The following is a 16,590-nucleotide window of genomic DNA, read 5'->3' as shown; positions in this document are numbered from 1 at the left end:
AGGATTTATCAACAGGCAGTGCGGCATCTGCCGATTTGCTTCTAACCTATTGATATAATGGAGGATCGAATGGTGGGCGTAACAGGGATTGAACCTGTGACCCCTACAATGTCAATGTAGTGCTCTCCCGCTGAGCTATACGCCCATTCGATGTGGCGCATACACCATATCGCGTTGCGCCCGTCAATGCCCTTTTTTGAAGTTTATTCGTCTTTGTTGTTGAATAACATATCGACTGCCGGGAAAGCCGCTGATCGCCTTAAGCGGCGATCAGCATTTTTTCGATTTCGTTCACCAGATCGCGCAGGTGGAAAGGCTTGGAAAGCACTTTCGCATCGCGTGGCGCGTCCGAATCGGGGTTCAGCGCGACAGCTGCAAAGCCGGTGATGAACATGATCTTGAGGTCGGGATCGATCTCGGTCGCGCGACGCGCCAGCTCGATGCCATCCATCTCCGGCATGACAATGTCGGTCAGAAGCAGCGAGAAAGGTTCTTCGCGCAGCCTTTCATAGGCGCTGGCGCCATTGTCGAAATGGGTGACGTGATAGCCCGCTTTTTCCAGTGCTTTCACGAGGAAGCGACGCATATCGTTGTCGTCTTCAGCTAGCAGAATTCTTTTCATTGGTCCGTCCGAATTTCATGTCGTTCGTTCGCGCATTTCGGCGCAGGTAACGACTCAGCTCTCGCACTAGAAAACGCGTTTTTGGTAAATATGAAATGAATGCTCTCGCAAATGTTAATTGTTATGGCCACTGTTTGGCAACAAGCTGTTATGTGTTACAGCTTTTCACAGTTTTGCGGGCTGGTCCATAGAGGGAGTGGCGAGCTCCGCAATTTCGGATATTGTTTCTGGCCGGACCGACATAAGATGCTGCTTTTAAAGCAGAACTACCATATGGCAGGTCAAAAAAAGACAGTCGAGACGGGTTGAAGTATGAGTCTGGAACGCGATTTTCATCTGATGCCCCCTTATGAGGTTTGCGCGCCTGCGCAGCAGCGCATTCCCTTCGTTTTTAATTCACCTCACAGCGGACGTGCTTATCCGAAGTCGTTTCTTGAGGAATCACGGCTCGACTCACTGGCAATCCGATACTCGGAAGATTGTTATGTTGATGAGCTTTTTGCAGACGTGCCGCGTCTGGGTGCGCCTTTGCTCAAGGCGCATTTCCCGCGTGCTTTTCTCGATGTGAATCGCGAGCCCTTTGAACTTGATCCACGCATGTTCGTGGAGCCGCTGCCACCTTTCGTAAATAGTCAGTCTGCACGCGTGGCAGGTGGCCTGGGGACAATTCCTCGTCTGGTTGGCGAAGGGCAGCTTATTTATCCGGGGCGCATATCACTGCAGGAAGCATTCTATCGGATTGAAGATCTTTATAAGCCATATCACAATGCGCTCGACACTCTGTTGCACGCGACCCATGAACGTTTTGGCTATTCGGTTCTTATCGATTGCCATTCCATGCCGGGCGGCACGCGATCGGGCGATATTGGCGGTCGGCCTGATTTCATCATTGGTGATCGTTTTGGCCGCTCTTGCAGTGAGCAGTTGACGCAAGCTGCTATCGAACTGCTTCAGGGGCTCGGCTATACGGTTGCGCATAATAAACCATATGCAGGCGGCTTCATCACCGAGCACTATGGCAGGCCAGCAGCAGCTTGCTATGCCTTGCAGATTGAGATCAATCGCAGTCTCTATATGAATGAACAGAGCTTGCAGAAGCTGGCTGGATTCGATGCGCTTTGTGCGGACCTTTATCAGTTCCTGAGCGATCTGACGTCTTTGCCAGATGAGCTTCTGGTCGTGCCGCCGCTTGCGGCTGAATAGCCGCCTCGCGCTTTTCATCTTCAGCTAAATGCGAAAATCTATCATCAACGGAAGATAAAAAGAGCCGCGCTCCAATGAAGAAAGCGCGGCCAAAGACTAGGGAGGAAATGCCCCGAAAGGCATCGACAGGACAGCCTGTCTGACCTTTAAGCTACGCTGCAAAGCCTTATGCGTCAAGGAATTACGCATAATTATTGAGCTAAAAAATAGACAGCTCAAATTATGGGCAATATTAGTACAGGTTGCATATGAATGCATCATCTTATGGAAACGGGAGATTGGGATTGCTGATCGATAGGGCATTTTTTTCCGAAGTCGCTTCGGTTGCTGCAGCTGAAACCTTGCCGCGATTCCGCCAGTTCACGGCGATCGACAATAAATACACCTCTGGCTTTGATCCGGTGACGGAAGCTGATCGCGCAGCGGAGCGCGCGATTCGTGCTGTAATTGGACGCGAGTTTCCCGACCACGGCATTCTTGGCGAAGAATATGGCCCTGAAAACGTTGATCGTAGTCATGTATGGGTCATCGATCCGGTCGACGGCACGCGTGCGTTCATATCCGGCCTGCCGGTATGGGGAACACTTGTTGGCCTGACAGTCGATGGTGATGCCAAGGCAGGGATGATGTCACAGCCTTTCACGGGTGAGCTATTCTACAGCGACGGTGACGGTTCCTATCTGGTGCGCGATGGTGGAGAGCAACGTCGACTGACAGTGCGTTCTCAAGCCAAGCTTGAAGACGCAACGATGTTCACGACAACACCTGCACTCTTCAAGGGTGATCTGCGCAAAGGTTTTGATCGGCTGGAAAGTTCAGTGCGTCTGTCGCGTTATGGTGTCGATTGCTACGCTTTCGCGATGCTTGCAGGTGGCTTTGCCGATATTGTGGTAGAAGCAGGCCTCCAGCCTTATGACATCGTGGCACTGATCCCGATCATCGAGCAGGCTGGTGGTATTGTTACGCAGCGCGATGGTGGTCCGGCGGAAAAGGGTGGCGATATTGTCGCTGCCGCATCTCCCGCCTTGCATCAGGCAGCGCTTGAACTCATTAACGGGTAATTACGTCTGATCGGGATTTGCAGGTTCTGTGGTTTCTGGTGGTTTTTCAATTTCCGAGGTTCCGGGAATGAAAGCATCAAAGGCCGCCAGAACTTGCTCCCGATAGAAATCGGCTTCCTGCAACAATTCATGGCGTCCGCCATCAACGACGACCAGCGAGATATTGCGTGTGCTTGCAGCAAAGCGCTCAATGGCCGGTGTGGAAACGACCTGATCGGCACCCGCCGCGATTATCAATACCGGGATGGCCGGTCCTTGATAAAAATCGGGTCGGCTGATGAGCGACGCAGTTTCGAGTGCACCGGCAAGCCAACGCACTGTGGGGCCACCAAGCGCCAGATCAGGATTGTTACGAACAACTTCCATATTGCGCGTGAAGCGCGCGGGATCGCTGGTCAATGGATTGTTTGCAAACGGCCGGTCAATCATCTTGCGTCCAGCCGCAGCATAGAGCCTGCCGAAGCCGAACCAGCGCAGGCCGGTCGTGATGCGGCGCATCTTGTCATCGCTGGACTTCGATCCCCCAAGCCCCATCAATGGTGCACAAAGCACCATACGGGTAATTCGCGAGGCAAGCTTCGGTATCGACGAATAGGCAATCAATGCCCCCGCAGAGTGCGCAAATACGTAAAATGGCGGTGGGCAATCGGGCAGAACGACATCTGTCAGGAACTGGTCGAGATCACTGGTATAATCGCTAAAACGACCGACATAGCCGCGCAAGCGATCTTTAAGCAGCCTGTGCGAACCACCTTGTCCGCGCCAATCAAGTGTGGCGACGGTGAAGCCACGATTTGAAAGGTCTGACATGGTCTCGAAATATTTCTCGATGAACTCATTGCGACCTTGCAGCAGTATGATCGTGCCGCGCGATGGCTTGGTTTGTGACTTGACGAGCGCATAGCGCAAGCTCTTGCCGTCCCGCGTTTCGAGCATGCCAGATTGCGTTCCGGGCGGTATGGGATTCGCATCGGTCTCAAAAAGAAAATCTGGCATTCAGGCTGTTGTCCCACGTTACATTTCGCACAGCAATATAATGGGACAAAGGATGATAAAAAGTAACCGGAAGTTTGCTCGCAAACTTCCGGTTCAGGAAACAACCTGTGCAAGGGACGTTGCACAGGTTGATCTGTTCGTTCTGGCTGGAATTACCAGCCGCGACCAGCACGGCGTTCATCAATGATACGACCGCTGAAAGCATCAACCACCACGATCACACGACGACCATTCGGACGCGTAGCCTTGACGAAATAGGCACCGCGATCACGGCGAATATCGCCAACATCATAACCACGGCGTTGCAGCGAACGAGCAACCTGACGGGGGCCGAGCGTGTCGCGGCGTCCATAATCGCCACCCCAGCCGGGTCCACGACCTGGTCCACGATCATATCCGCGATCAGGTCCACGATCTGGTCCGTCCCAATCCGGACGTGGTCCACCACGTGGCGGCATAGGCGGACGATAGCCATCATCGTCGTAGTATTGAACCTGAACGCGCAACCCATTATCGGCTGCGTGGGATGTCGTCGCGATCCCTGTCGCGACGGTGGCAAGTGCGGCAAAAGCAAGAAAAGCTTTTTTCATAACCGTAATCCTTTGATGAACCCGCCTCTCAGCAGGCATAGTGGGACATCAGAGCGCCGTGCGTCCTTCCAGGCGCACAAAGGACGCTCTGACGTTTGAAACTACACATCGAGCTTTCCAGAAATCGACTTCGATTTCTGGGCCGATATGTAGCCCCAAGCACCTGAACGCTCGCCGAAGATGATGTTCATTTTGGGTTCATTGCATGCCGAAGCCCCTATTTCCGGGTCCCAAGCGATCAGGAGTTGTTACGGCAGGTGATAAGCCGTGTAACTATATTCTACGGTCATACGAGCAAGGCCGGCGGTGTTTTCTGCAACGTACATTCAAATCAGCCTTGAAATGAAAAAGCAGCATTCCCAAATGAGTTTTGCGGTTGCCGACAACGGGGCCGCCGGCACCTAAGAATTCGCCAAAACGGGAATTCTGCCGCCAATATAATGCATTCTTGTCGCTCTTAAGGAGGGCTTACATATGCGTCACGTTGATTTTTCCCCTCTCTATCGTTCCACCGTTGGTTTCGACCGTCTCTTCTCCTCGATGCTCGACACACTCGCATCGCCAGAAGGATCGCAGTCTTCCTATCCGCCATATAATATCGAGCGGACCGGTGAGAATACTTATCGCATCACTATGGCCGTTGCCGGTTTCTCGGAAAGTGAACTCGAGATAGAAGCACACCGCAATCAGTTGACCGTCAAGGGTCAGAAGGCCGAAGACGACGCATCGGAAGCCGGTGAAGTGCTTTATCGCGGCATTGCTTCGCGCGCCTTTGAGCGTCGCTTCCAGCTTGCAGACTTTGTTGAAGTTGCCGGTGCCAGCCTTAAAAACGGCTTGCTCCATATCGATCTCAAGCGCGAAATCCCTGAACAGATGAAGCCGCGCAAGATCGAAGTAAGTCAGGCATCGACGGCTGATGCCCAGCAGATTGAAGCGAAGACCGCCCACTAACTGCTTAAAGGTCTATAAAAAGAAAGCGGCGCAAAATGCGCCGCTTTTTTGTTAAGTGCATTCCGGAAAGGGTGATGCGGCTTTCGACAAAGATGCGCGACAAGAACGGATGCTAGGCGATCAGCTTGCCGAACTGATCGACCTCTTCTTCCGTGTTGGCAAAGCTTGTCACGAAACGTGCGAAAATCTCGCCTTCGCTGATGCGATTGACTTCTGAATGCGGCGGGTTCCAGTCGTAGAAGATTGCACCTGCATCGCGCAGGCGATCATAGACGGACTGCTTCATGATCGCGAAAACCTCGTTGGCTTCCGGCTTCCATGCCAGTCGCATCTGGCTCGATGCATCGATATGTCGGGCAAGGCGCGCAGAAAGAGCATTGGAATGCTTCGCCAGTTCAATCCAGAGACCATCTGTGAGATAGGCATCAAACTGGGCCGCAATAAAACGTGTTTTCGAGAAAAGCTGTGCGGCACGCTTGCGAATGAATGGCAAGTCCTTGGCGCGGGCAGGGTCCATAAACACCAGCGCTTCTGCACACCAGCAGCCATTCTTGGTGCCGCCAAAGGACACGATATCGACGCCCTGTTTCCAGGTCATTTCCGCAGGCGTCATGTCCAGTGATACAAGCGCGTTTGCAAAGCGCGCGCCATCCATGTGCAGTGGCAGACCGGCACCCCGGCAGATTTCAGAAATCGTGGAAATATGCTCAGGCTGATAAAGCGTGCCAACTTCCGTTGCTTGCGTAATGCTGACAGCCATGGGCTGACCGGCATGAACGAAAGCAGGATTGAAGCGCTTGAGTTCGCGCTTCAAGAGTTCAGGATCGATACGTCCCATCGCGCCGTCGATCGGATGCAGACGTGCGCCGCCGGTGAAATATTCTGGCGCGCCGCATTCATCTTCGATCACATGGGCTTCGCGATGTACCAGCGAGACGCCACCGGGACGATTGACGCTGGCAAGTGCGAGTGAGTTGGCTGCCGTGCCTGTGCCGACGAAGAAGACCGCGACTTCACGCTCGAACAATTCGTTGAAACGCTGCTCTACACGCTTGTCGATTTCGCTGGCACCATAGGCAGCTGCAAAGCCGTTGGCGTGAAGTGAAAGACTTTCAGCGATTTTCGGGTGGGCGCCTGCCCAATTGTCTGAAGCAAAATGCACGATGTTCTCCGCTGGCGGTAGGACCTTATAGCAAAGGTCTATAACCGGACTCGGTAACAGGCGTAAGGCCTGTTGACGCTAAAAAGCGAGCAGCGTCTGTCACTTTTTAGAGCTTCCTGTGAGCAGCGCCAGGCGCGCCAAACTGACGCAACCGGCGTCAAACGTAATTAAATAATGCAATAGTGAATGTCTGCGACACTTTGTTTCGCAATCGGCTCGAAAAAATCATGTTTCCATCTTGTGAGCGAATTTGAATTCTGTCATACGTGATTAGGACAGCAATGCTGACTAATTCACCCTTGCTGTCCAATTCATCACTGTGATCGTCAGGTTTCTTGTCAAAGCTTCCGTCAGTTGCAGAAAGAAAGTGCCGCGCAGATCGGGATAACCCGGCAGAATGCGATGCTTAATGAGACAGGGGAGTTTGGTGCGCCGCCATGGTGGGCCGAGGTCGCTTGTCGAGCCTGAAAGACTAAGGCGAGAAAGCAATATTCCTCTCGATGGTTCAGCCATCGGCCATGGAACGTCGTCCACCGCCTTTTCGATAAGGCTTTCCATACACAGAAGTCAAAGCGCATCCCGAAAAGTGCAGAGCGGTTTTCGGATGAGATGCGCAACTAAAACAGTTCGGAACGAATAGCCGTTCCGGTTCATTATCGTATCGCGCAGGGTTGCGCGCTCACTGGAGGGAATGACGATGCCGCATTTGACGCCATCTGTATCGCATGTGGATTTACACAACGGTCAGAACGGAACGGTCAAAGCTGCGACCAATTCCACCAACGCAACCCGAAAAACGGCGCGAACTTCGGCGGGTACTCCCCCCGCCCAAGGCCTTTATAACCCGCGTAATGAACATGACGCCTGCGGCGTCGGCTTCATCGCGCATATGAAAGGCCAGAAGTCTCATCAGATCGTTGAAAACGGTCTCAAGATGCTTGAAAACCTCACCCATCGTGGTGCGGTTGGCGCCGACCCTTTGATGGGCGACGGAGCGGGTATGCTTGTCCAGATTCCGGATCGTTTCTTCCGCGAAGAAATGGCGCGTCAGGGCATCGACCTGCCACAGCCGGGCCATTATGCCGTAGGCTATCTCTTCCTGCCGCGCGATGCAGAATTGCGCGCGCACATCGAAGAGATCGTCAAGGAAGTCATTGCCGCTGAAGGCCAGACGTTCATCGGTTTCCGTCAGGTTCCGGTCGATAACTCTTCGCTGTCAAAGGCACCCGATATCGCCGCGACCGAACCATTCCACGTTCAGGTTTTCATCGGACGCAGTGCAACAATTGAATCCGATGATGATTTTGAACGTCGACTGTTCGTGTTGCGCAAGGTCATTTCCAACCGCATCTATCAGGAAAACGATGGCGACGATAAGGGCTTCTATATTGTCTCCATGTCGGCGCGCACGGTTGTCTATAAGGGCATGTTCCTGGCCTATCAGGTCGGCAGCTATTACAACGACCTGAAGGATCCGCGCTTTGAAAGCGCTGTGGCGCTGGTTCACCAGCGCTTCTCGACCAACACGTTCCCATCATGGCGTCTGGCGCATCCATATCGCATGGTCGCGCATAACGGTGAAATCAACACGCTGCGCGGTAACGTCAACTGGATGGCTGCTCGTCAGGCATCGGTGGACTCGGAGCTGTTCGGCAACGACATTTCCAAGCTCTGGCCTATCTCCTATGAAGGTCAGTCGGATACGGCCTGCTTCGACAATGCGCTCGAATTCCTGCATCAGGGTGGTTATAGCCTTGCGCATGCAATGATGATGCTGATCCCGGAAGCATGGTCGGGCAACAAGCTGATGTCAGATGAACGCCGCGCGTTCTACGAATATCATGCAGCGCTCATGGAGCCATGGGACGGCCCTGCTGCGGTTGCTTTCACCGATGGTCGCCAGATTGGCGCTACGCTTGACCGCAATGGTCTGCGTCCTGCCCGTTATCTTGTGACGGATGATGATTTTGTCATTCTGGCTTCTGAAGCGGGTGTTCTGCCAGTCGAAGAAAAGAAGGTCGTCAAGAAGTGGCGTCTTCAGCCGGGCCGTATGCTGCTTATCGATATGGAAGAAGGCCGCATTGTCTCGGACGAGGAAATCAAGTCCCAGATCGCGCAGAAGCATCCTTACAAGCAGTGGCTTGCTAACACACAGCTTATTCTGGAAGATCTGAACCCGGTCGAACCACGCGCTCTGCGCAAGGATGTGAGCCTGCTCGATCGTCAGCAGTCATTCGGTTACAGCCAGGAAGACACCAAGCTTCTGATGTCGCCAATGGCCACCACCGGTCAGGAAGCCATCGGTTCGATGGGCACGGATACGCCGATTTCGGCGATGTCCGACAAGTCGAAGCTGCTTTACACCTATTTCAAGCAGAACTTCGCGCAGGTTACGAACCCACCGATTGATCCGATCCGCGAAGAGCTTGTGATGAGCCTTGTCTCGTTCATCGGTCCGCGCCCGAACATCTTCGATCTGGTTGGCACCTCGCGCCGCAAGCGTCTGGAAGTGCGTCAGCCAATCCTGACCAATGGCGATCTCGAAAAGATACGCTCCATCGGTCATACGGAAGATCGCTTCGATACCAAGACGCTCGACATCACCTATAACACAGGTGAAGGCGCGGCTGGCATGCATGGTGCGATTGAGCGCCTTTGCGACCGCGCAGAAGCTGCCGTGCATGGCGGTTATAACATCGTCATCCTGTCGGATCGTCAGGTCGGTCCAGATCGCATTCCGATCCCAGCTCTGCTGGCAACGGCTGCGGTCCACCATCACTTGATCCGCAAGGGTCTGCGTACATCGGTCGGTCTGGTTGTTGAATCAGGCGAGCCGCGAGAAGTGCATCACTTTGCTTGTCTTGCAGGCTATGGTGCAGAAGCGATCAACCCATATCTCGCCTTCGACACGCTGCTCGACATGCATCGCCGCCGCGAATTCCCGCCGGAAGTCGATGAATATGAAGTGGTCAAGCGCTACATCAAGTCGATCGGCAAGGGCATTCTCAAGGTCATGTCCAAGATGGGCATCTCGACCTACCAGTCTTATTGCGGTGCGCAGATTTTTGATGCTGTCGGCTTGCAGACACGCTTTGTCGATCAGTTCTTCTTCGGCACGGCTACGAGCATCGAAGGCGTTGGTCTGGAAGAAATCGCGGAAGAAACAGTTCGTCGTCATACCGACGCGTTTGGCAATGACCCGGTTCTGCTGACAGCACTCGAAGTGGGTGGCGAATATGCCTACCGTATGCGTGGCGAAGCGCATCTCTGGTCGCCCGATGCGGTTGCAAAGCTGCAGCACGCCGTTCGCACGTCAAACCCGGAAACGTTCACCGAATATACTTCCATGCTCGACTCCAAGTCGGCACAGGCAAAGACCATTCGTGGCCTGTTCGATATTCGCTTTGCAAAGGGGCGTGGCAAAGAACCAGTGTCCATTGACGAGGTTGAATCGGCGGTCGATATCGTCAAGCGGTTCTCTACTGGCGCCATGTCTTTCGGCTCCATCTCGCGCGAAGCACACACGACGCTTGCACGCGCCATGAACAAGATTGGCGGCAAGTCGAACACGGGTGAAGGTGGCGAAGAGCCAGATCGGTTCTATCCGTTGCCGGATGGTACGCCAAACCCTGAACGCTCTGCGATCAAGCAGGTAGCATCGGGCCGTTTCGGTGTGACGGCAGAATATCTCGTTAATTCGGACATGATCCAGATCAAGGTTGCGCAGGGCGCAAAGCCTGGTGAAGGCGGTCAGTTACCGGGCCATAAGGTCGATGCGACGATTGCAAAGACCCGTCACTCGACGCCGGGCGTTGGTCTTATTTCGCCTCCTCCGCACCACGACATCTATTCGATCGAAGATCTGGCACAGCTCATCTACGATCTGAAGAACGTCAACCCGGTTGCCGATATTTCGGTCAAGCTGGTGTCGGAAGTGGGTGTTGGTACGGTTGCCGCCGGTGTTGCTAAGGCACGCGCCGATCACATCACCGTTTCGGGTTATGATGGCGGCACGGGTGCGTCTCCGCTGACCTCGCTCAAGCATGCCGGTTCGCCATGGGAAATTGGCCTTGCCGAAACCCACCAGACATTGGTGCTGAACGGCCTTCGTTCGCGCATCGCGCTTCAGGTCGATGGCGGTCTTCGTACGGGTCGCGACGTGATTATCGGTGCGCTGCTCGGTGCCGACGAGTTCGGTTTCTCGACTGCTCCGCTGATTGCAGCCGGCTGCATCATGATGCGCAAGTGCCATCTCAACACTTGTCCTGTCGGCGTTGCCACGCAAGACCCTGTTTTGCGCAAGCGGTTCAAGGGCACACCAGAGCATGTCATCAACTTCTTCTTCTATCTGGCTGAAGAAGTGCGCGCATTGCTGGCTGAAATGGGCTTTACCAAGCTTGAACAGATTATCGGTGAAACCGATCTTCTGGAAAAGCAGGACATGATCGATCATTGGAAGGCCAAGGGTCTAGACTTCAGCCGTATCTTCTACAAGCCGGAAGCCGAAAAGCACGAAATCTACTGGACCGAACGTCAGCATCATCCGATTGACGACGTTCTCGATCGCACGTTGATTGCACAAGCCATGCCTGCGCTGGAAGACAAAACACCGGTCAAGATCGACGTCGACATTAAGAACGTCGACCGTTCGGCAGGTGCAATGCTTTCAGGCGAAGTGGCCAAGCGTTTCCGCCACAAGGGTTTGCCGGAAGATACGATTGCCGTTACCCTGCGCGGCACGGCTGGTCAGTCCTTCGGTGCATTCCTTGCCCGCGGTATTTCGTTCGAGCTGATCGGTGATGGTAACGACTATGTCGGTAAGGGCCTTTCGGGTGGCCGTATTGTCATACGTCCGCCAGAAGATACGCGTATTGTAGCCGAAGACTCGATCATTGCAGGCAATACCGTGCTTTACGGCGCGCTCGAAGGCGAGTGCTATTTCCGCGGTGTGGCAGGCGAGCGTTTTGCAGTGCGTAACTCCGGTGCCGTTACGGTTGTTGAAGGCGTGGGCGACCACGGCTGCGAATATATGACCGGTGGCGTCGTCGTGGTTATAGGTCAGACTGGCCGTAACTTCGCAGCAGGCATGTCGGGCGGCGTTGCTTATGTGCTTGATGAAGTCGGTGACTTTGCACAGCGCTGCAATATGGCGATGGTCGAGCTGGAGCCGGTGCCGGAAGAGGATGATATCCTTGAAAAGCTGCACCATCACGGCGGCGATCTGATGCACAAGGGCCGTGTGGATGTCTCAGCAAACATGACGCGCCATGACGAAGAACGTCTGGTGCAGTTGATTGCCAATCATCTGCATTACACCGGCTCAACGCGTGCCAAGGACATTCTCGATAATTGGGAGAGTTATCGCCCGAAATTCGTGAAGGTCATGCCGGTCGAATATCGCCGTGCTCTGGAAGAGATGGAGCGCATGCAGATCGGCGTTGCAGCTGAGTAATTATTATTAAAAGCGGTGCTCGTGCGCCTGAAATGGCGAATAGCCCCCTGAATCTCACGCTGTGAGAGGAGCATAAAATGGGTAAGGTAACTGGTTTTCTTGAGATTGATCGGCAGGTAGCAAAGTACCAGCCAGCATCGGATCGCATTCGTCACTTCCGCGAATTCACTCTCCCAATGACGGATGGTGAAGTGCAGAAGCAGGCGGCCCGTTGCATGGATTGCGGCATTCCGTTCTGCCATGGTCCAACGGGTTGCCCTGTGCACAATCAGATCCCTGACTGGAACGATCTCGTCTATAACAACAACTGGGATCAGGCGATCCGCAACCTGCATCTGACCAACAACTTTCCGGAGTTCACCGGCCGCGTTTGCCCGGCTCCTTGCGAGGAAGCCTGCACGCTGAACCTCGAAGATACGCCGGTGGCAATCAAGACTGTTGAACAGGCGCTGGGCGACAAGGCCTATGAGCTTGGCCATATCGTGCCCCAGCCAGCAGCCCAGAAGACGGGCAAGTCGGTCGCTATCATTGGTTCAGGCCCTGCAGGTCTTGCTGCCGCACAGCAGCTTGCACGTGCTGGTCACATGGTCGATGTTTATGAACGCGAAAGCCGTCCAGGTGGTCTGCTGCGTTATGGCATTCCTGACTTCAAGATGGAAAAGCACCTGATCGACCGCCGCGTCACGCAAATGGAAGGTGAAGGCGTTCGCTTCCTTTGCGGCGTGAATATCGGCGTGGACAAGCCGTTGCGCGGCCTGCTCGATACTTATGATGCCGTGCTTTATTCAGGTGGTTCAGAAAAGCCGCGTCCTGCTGGCATTCCGGGTGCAGACCTTGAAGGCGTTCATGATGCTATGCCTTATCTCGTTCAGCAGAACCGTCGCGTTGGCCGCGAGAATATTGAATCGGTCGCTTGGCATGAAGCACCAATTCTCGCCGGTGGTAAGCATATTGTTGTTGTTGGCGGTGGTGATACGGCTTCCGACTGCGTCGGAACAGCTTTCCGTCAGGGCGCGGTCAATGTCACGCAGCTCGATATTCGCCCGCAGCCGCCTGAAAGAGAAGACAAGCTTAGCGTCTGGCCTTATTGGGCCACAAAAATGCGGACTTCTTCCAGTCAGGCAGAAGGTGCAAACCGCGAGTTTCAGGTGGCGACACTCGAATTCATCGGTGAAGACGGCAAGCTTACCCATGTGAAGTGCTGTCAGGTCGATGACAAGCGCAAGCCGATTGCAGGCTCTGAATTCTTCATTAAGGCTGATCTCGCGTTCATCGCTATCGGCTTCTTCGGTCCGGCAGAAAACAGCGTGGTGAAGGAACTTGGCGAGAAGCTGGAGATCGCAACGGATCGCCGCGGCGGAACTTCCGTGAAAGCCAATGAGCAAGACTACCGCACCAATGTCGACAAGCTCTATGCAGCAGGCGACGTCCGTCGCGGCCAGTCGCTGGTTGTCTGGGCAATTCGTGAAGGCCGTCAGGCAGCCCATGCGATCGACGCAGATCTGATGGGATCGTCTGTTCTTCCCCGTTAATTCGAACTGCATTTCAATAAAAAGCCCGGCTCTAAGCCGGGCTTTTTTGTTATTTTTTTGTACGCGCATCTTGGTCCGAAAACCGGTTTCCACTTTTCGGGAGGCGCGTTAGCTTCGATGGCGTTTCTTGCGAATTATCAGATAGACGACGGCAAGGAATACGAACCAAACAGGCGTTACTTTCAGAGCGACAGCGGTATCAGGTTCTTGTGCCAGTGCCCAAAGGATGAAGGCGAAGAAGGCAAAGACCATCACAACGGAAGCTCGACCACCAGGCAGCTTAAAGGTCGACTTTTCATGCAGGTCAGGACGCTTGCGGCGATACTGTATGTAAGACGCCAGAATGATCGACCAGATGAAGATGAACAGAAGCGCTGAAATTGTCGTAACGATTGTAAAAGCTTCGATGATGCTTTTGCCTGCATAAAGCAGAACAACGCCTGCAAGCAGGAAGATGCAGGAAAAGAACAGCGCATTCACTGGTACTTTGCGGCTGTTAAGCTTGCCGAGCAGGCCCGGAGCCAGACGCGAGGTCGCCAGACCATAGATCATGCGCGAGGTCGAGTAGATCCCGGAATTGGCACTCGAGGTTGCCGAGGTCAGCACCACGAAATTCACGACATGCGCGGCGATGCCGAGGCCCGCAAGTGAGAACATTGCTACGAACGGGCTGGAGTTCGGATCAACCTGATTCCAAGGAATGACCGTGATGATGACGAACAATGCGCCAACATAGAAAAGCACGACACGGATCGGGATCGAGTTGATCGCCTTCGGCAGATTGCGCATCGGATTTTCGGTTTCGGCTGCAGCCGTGCCGACCAGCTCAATACCGACGAATGCGAAAACAGCTATCTGGAAGCCCGCCACAAAACCGAAGAAGCCGTTGGGGAAGAACCCACCATGTGCCCAGAGATGTTCAACCGATGCCTTGGTGCCATTTGGCAGCATGAAGCTCGTCGAAAGCATGTAAACGCCTGCGATGATCAGGGCGACGATGGCAATGATCTTAATGAGCGCGAACCAGAATTCGATTTCACCGAAATTGCGCACATTTGGCAGGTTCAGCAGCAGTAGCACTCCAATCAGGCCAAGCGCTGGGACCCAGAGTGCCAATTCTGGATACCAGAATGATACATAGCCTGAAACAGCCACCACATCGGCGATGCCGGTCACAATCCAGCAGAGCCAGTATGTCCATCCGGTGAAGAATTGCGCCCAAGGGCCGAGATAATCGCCTGCGAAATCGGCAAAGGAGCGATATTCGAGATTGGACAGAAGAATTTCACCCAACGCGCGCATCACGAAAAACAGCATGAAGCCGATAATCGCGTAAACCAGCAGAATGGATGGTCCGGCGAGCGAGATGGTCTTGCCTGAGCCCATGAAAAGGCCAGTACCAATAGCGCCGCCAATGGCGATCAGCTGGAGGTGTCGATTGGACAGATTGCGTGCAAGATGGGGTTCCTCCTCCCGGTTGTTCTCAACGGGAGGCTTCGATGCAATATTCATTCAGATGCCTCTTATGCAATGCAGCGACGCGCTTGGAGCAATTCCAGTTAAGACTGAATCTTTGGAACCGCGTCTCACTGTTTATTTTTACGCATTATCCAACGCAAAACCGCTTCGCACTTTTGCTGGAAATGCTTCACGGCCAGATTGGACTGCGCGATCTTCTGATAGACGAGGAGATCTGAAATGTGAACCTCGAGAAATATAGCATTTAGGCTGAGAAATACCGCATATTTCACGGCATTTGTTGTCGCAGAATGAGAACTTGGTCGATAATAATCTAATTATTCAGGGGTTTACGCTTTTTTGTGGCCAGGAAAAATCATCAGCGCGGCCGGGGGCAGTTTTGTGCTCGCTGGACGGCTTTTTATCGTCCTTCTTGCGAGAGGCCAGCGCTCCACCCAACAAAACACCGCTATTGTCTCGATCAATGTCGCGCAGACTCACCGGCGCAATGCGGTCTACAGGCTTTGAAGGGTCCTGTGTTCCTGCCGTGGGGAGCAATTGTTCGCTATCCTTATTGCCCCCGAACAAAGCTTTCAAAGGCTTCTCTGCGTAGAAGGCAAGCTTGCGTTTGCCAGCAGATGTGGTGTTGATGCCGTCATTGCCGCGCAAACGCGCGGTCTGGCCGTTGATATCAAACCCGGTCTGGCTGAAATTGCCTTCCTCATCGACAAAGCCATCCCAAACATCGATAAATTTGGCGCCAGCCTTTTCGGATGTGGTGCGGTAGATTTCATTAAGTGCCAGCATATCCTGCGACATGCCGCGAGGACGGAATGGTGGCTGTCCAACCCAGATCAGCGGATAGTTTTTATCCGTGATTTCCTTCATGAATTTGGAAACGCGACTTTGATATTCGGCAGTCCATTCCGGCGAACGAGCGGCCAAACTCTGCCCTTTGACGGTAATCGCTTGGCGGTCGTTTGACCCAATCATCACGACCACGGCTGCAGGCTTCTCCTCGTCGAGAATTTTACCGATACTTGCAGGCCAGTCAAAATGGTCATCGCGCACAAAGCCGGATGAACCATTGATGCGGCTCACGATCCGCATGTCGGCGCTGGACGCAAAGGCGATGTCCAGCCCTTCCGCCAAACCATTGCCAATGAAGTCGCCGACAACCAGTACCTTTTTGGCATCGGGATTCTTTTCAACGAAATTCACTTCGGGCTTCGGAGCGGGAACATTCGCAGATCGCGCAGCCGGAGTGGTGGCCTTGGGCGCACGTTTGGGCTTTGCGGGGCGCACGCGTTGCGGGCGCGGCTGTTCATATTGGCGTTGCGGCTGGACTTGCTTTGGTCCGAACAGAAGATCAAAAATCGTGCGGGGTCGTTCCTGTGCCGATACGGAAGACAAGGCGGTCAGTATCATTGCGAAGGCAACGAGCGCTGTCATTACAACGCTGCCTGCTGAGCTTTTGAACTGCCTTGCCTGCATTGGTTTCACCTTCCTGCGTTGAGGATTGTAACGCCCTTCGCCAAAAACAAAAAGGAGCGTACATCCAAT

12 protein-coding genes and 1 tRNA gene are annotated in these 16,590 nt (G+C 53.9%); 5 read left to right on the top strand and 8 right to left on the bottom strand.

Annotated features, from left to right (window positions below; all coding sequences use genetic code 11):
- Window positions 1–70: 70 nt before the first annotated feature.
- Together OIV19_RS14095 and cpdR are read right to left on the bottom strand one after the other, a co-directional pair.
- Window positions 71–145: transfer RNA gene (locus OIV19_RS14095), tRNA-Val, on the bottom strand.
- A gap of 114 nt (window positions 146–259) precedes the next feature.
- Window positions 260–622, bottom strand: coding sequence for a cell cycle two-component system response regulator CpdR (gene cpdR, locus OIV19_RS14090; protein WP_007877205.1), 363 nt, complete (start codon window positions 620–622; stop codon window positions 260–262).
- A gap of 312 nt (window positions 623–934) precedes the next feature.
- Between cpdR and OIV19_RS14085 the strand changes: the two genes are divergently transcribed.
- The gene (locus OIV19_RS14085; RefSeq protein WP_264232027.1) at window positions 935–1,825 is read left to right on the top strand and encodes an N-formylglutamate amidohydrolase; all 891 of its coding nucleotides are present in this window, start codon (window positions 935–937) and stop codon (window positions 1,823–1,825) included.
- A gap of 284 nt (window positions 1,826–2,109) precedes the next feature.
- Window positions 2,110–2,886, top strand: coding sequence for a histidinol-phosphatase (gene hisN, locus OIV19_RS14080; RefSeq protein WP_191792938.1), 777 nt, complete (start codon window positions 2,110–2,112; stop codon window positions 2,884–2,886).
- Here the strand turns inward: hisN and OIV19_RS14075 are convergent, their stop codons facing one another.
- Window positions 2,887–3,882 carry an alpha/beta hydrolase gene (locus tag OIV19_RS14075; protein ID WP_264232026.1) on the bottom strand — a complete coding sequence of 332 codons (996 nt, stop codon included), beginning with the start codon at window positions 3,880–3,882 and terminating at the stop codon, window positions 2,887–2,889. It abuts the gene before it with no gap.
- Between the two features lie 152 nt (window positions 3,883–4,034).
- The gene (locus OIV19_RS14070; protein WP_264232025.1) at window positions 4,035–4,472 is read right to left on the bottom strand and encodes an antifreeze protein; all 438 of its coding nucleotides are present in this window, start codon (window positions 4,470–4,472) and stop codon (window positions 4,035–4,037) included.
- Between the two features lie 474 nt (window positions 4,473–4,946).
- Between OIV19_RS14070 and OIV19_RS14065 the strand changes: the two genes are divergently transcribed.
- The gene (locus OIV19_RS14065) at window positions 4,947–5,423 is read left to right on the top strand and encodes an Hsp20 family protein (protein WP_095445359.1); all 477 of its coding nucleotides are present in this window, start codon (window positions 4,947–4,949) and stop codon (window positions 5,421–5,423) included.
- 112 nt (window positions 5,424–5,535) lie between these two features.
- On the opposite strand, the gene OIV19_RS14060 is transcribed toward OIV19_RS14065, so the two are convergent.
- Both OIV19_RS14060 and OIV19_RS14055 read right to left on the bottom strand, forming a co-directional pair.
- Window positions 5,536–6,585, bottom strand: a complete 1,050-nt coding sequence (locus tag OIV19_RS14060) for a threonine aldolase family protein (protein ID WP_264232024.1) — start codon at window positions 6,583–6,585, stop codon at window positions 5,536–5,538.
- A gap of 288 nt (window positions 6,586–6,873) precedes the next feature.
- Window positions 6,874–7,143 carry a hypothetical protein gene (locus OIV19_RS14055; protein ID WP_151093079.1) on the bottom strand — a complete coding sequence of 90 codons (270 nt, stop codon included), beginning with the start codon at window positions 7,141–7,143 and terminating at the stop codon, window positions 6,874–6,876.
- Window positions 7,144–7,282: 139 nt separating this feature from the next.
- Here OIV19_RS14055 and gltB point away from each other — a divergent pair, with 139 nt between their 5' ends.
- On the top strand, window positions 7,283–12,037 hold the full coding sequence (gene gltB / locus OIV19_RS14050; protein WP_264232023.1) for a glutamate synthase large subunit: 4,755 nt from the start codon (window positions 7,283–7,285) through the stop codon (window positions 12,035–12,037).
- A gap of 77 nt (window positions 12,038–12,114) precedes the next feature.
- Window positions 12,115–13,569, top strand: coding sequence for a glutamate synthase subunit beta (locus OIV19_RS14045; RefSeq protein WP_151093075.1), 1,455 nt, complete (start codon window positions 12,115–12,117; stop codon window positions 13,567–13,569).
- 108 nt (window positions 13,570–13,677) lie between these two features.
- Here OIV19_RS14045 and OIV19_RS14040 read toward each other — a convergent pair whose 3' ends face one another.
- Window positions 13,678–15,081: an amino acid permease gene (locus tag OIV19_RS14040; protein WP_264232022.1), complete on the bottom strand. Its 1,404-nt coding sequence runs from the start codon at window positions 15,079–15,081 to the stop codon at window positions 13,678–13,680.
- Window positions 15,082–15,369: 288 nt separating this feature from the next.
- On the bottom strand, window positions 15,370–16,521 hold the full coding sequence (locus OIV19_RS14035) for a DUF459 domain-containing protein (protein ID WP_498831050.1): 1,152 nt from the start codon (window positions 16,519–16,521) through the stop codon (window positions 15,370–15,372).
- Window positions 16,522–16,590: the final 69 nt, after the last annotated feature.

The organism is Brucella sp. HL-2, from assembly GCF_025846885.2.
GTDB lineage: Bacteria > Pseudomonadota > Alphaproteobacteria > Rhizobiales > Rhizobiaceae > Brucella > Brucella quorumnocens.
Note: the sequence above shows the minus strand (reverse complement) of the source record. Positions and strands in the feature narration are given on the sequence as shown.

Coding starts and splice junctions, on each gene's coding strand:
- cpdR (WP_007877205.1), bottom strand. CDS start 622: ATGAAAAGAATTCTGCTAGCTGAAGACGACAACGATATGCGTCGCTTC.
- OIV19_RS14085 (WP_264232027.1), top strand. CDS start 935: ATGAGTCTGGAACGCGATTTTCATCTGATGCCCCCTTATGAGGTTTGC.
- OIV19_RS14075 (WP_264232026.1), bottom strand. CDS start 3,882: ATGCCAGATTTTCTTTTTGAGACCGATGCGAATCCCATACCGCCCGGA.
- OIV19_RS14070 (WP_264232025.1), bottom strand. CDS start 4,472: ATGAAAAAAGCTTTTCTTGCTTTTGCCGCACTTGCCACCGTCGCGACA.
- OIV19_RS14065 (WP_095445359.1), top strand. CDS start 4,947: ATGCGTCACGTTGATTTTTCCCCTCTCTATCGTTCCACCGTTGGTTTC.
- OIV19_RS14055 (WP_151093079.1), bottom strand. CDS start 7,143: ATGGAAAGCCTTATCGAAAAGGCGGTGGACGACGTTCCATGGCCGATG.
- gltB (WP_264232023.1), top strand. CDS start 7,283: ATGCCGCATTTGACGCCATCTGTATCGCATGTGGATTTACACAACGGT.
- OIV19_RS14045 (WP_151093075.1), top strand. CDS start 12,115: ATGGGTAAGGTAACTGGTTTTCTTGAGATTGATCGGCAGGTAGCAAAG.
- OIV19_RS14040 (WP_264232022.1), bottom strand. CDS start 15,081: ATGAATATTGCATCGAAGCCTCCCGTTGAGAACAACCGGGAGGAGGAA.
- OIV19_RS14035 (WP_498831050.1), bottom strand. CDS start 16,521: ATGCAGGCAAGGCAGTTCAAAAGCTCAGCAGGCAGCGTTGTAATGACA.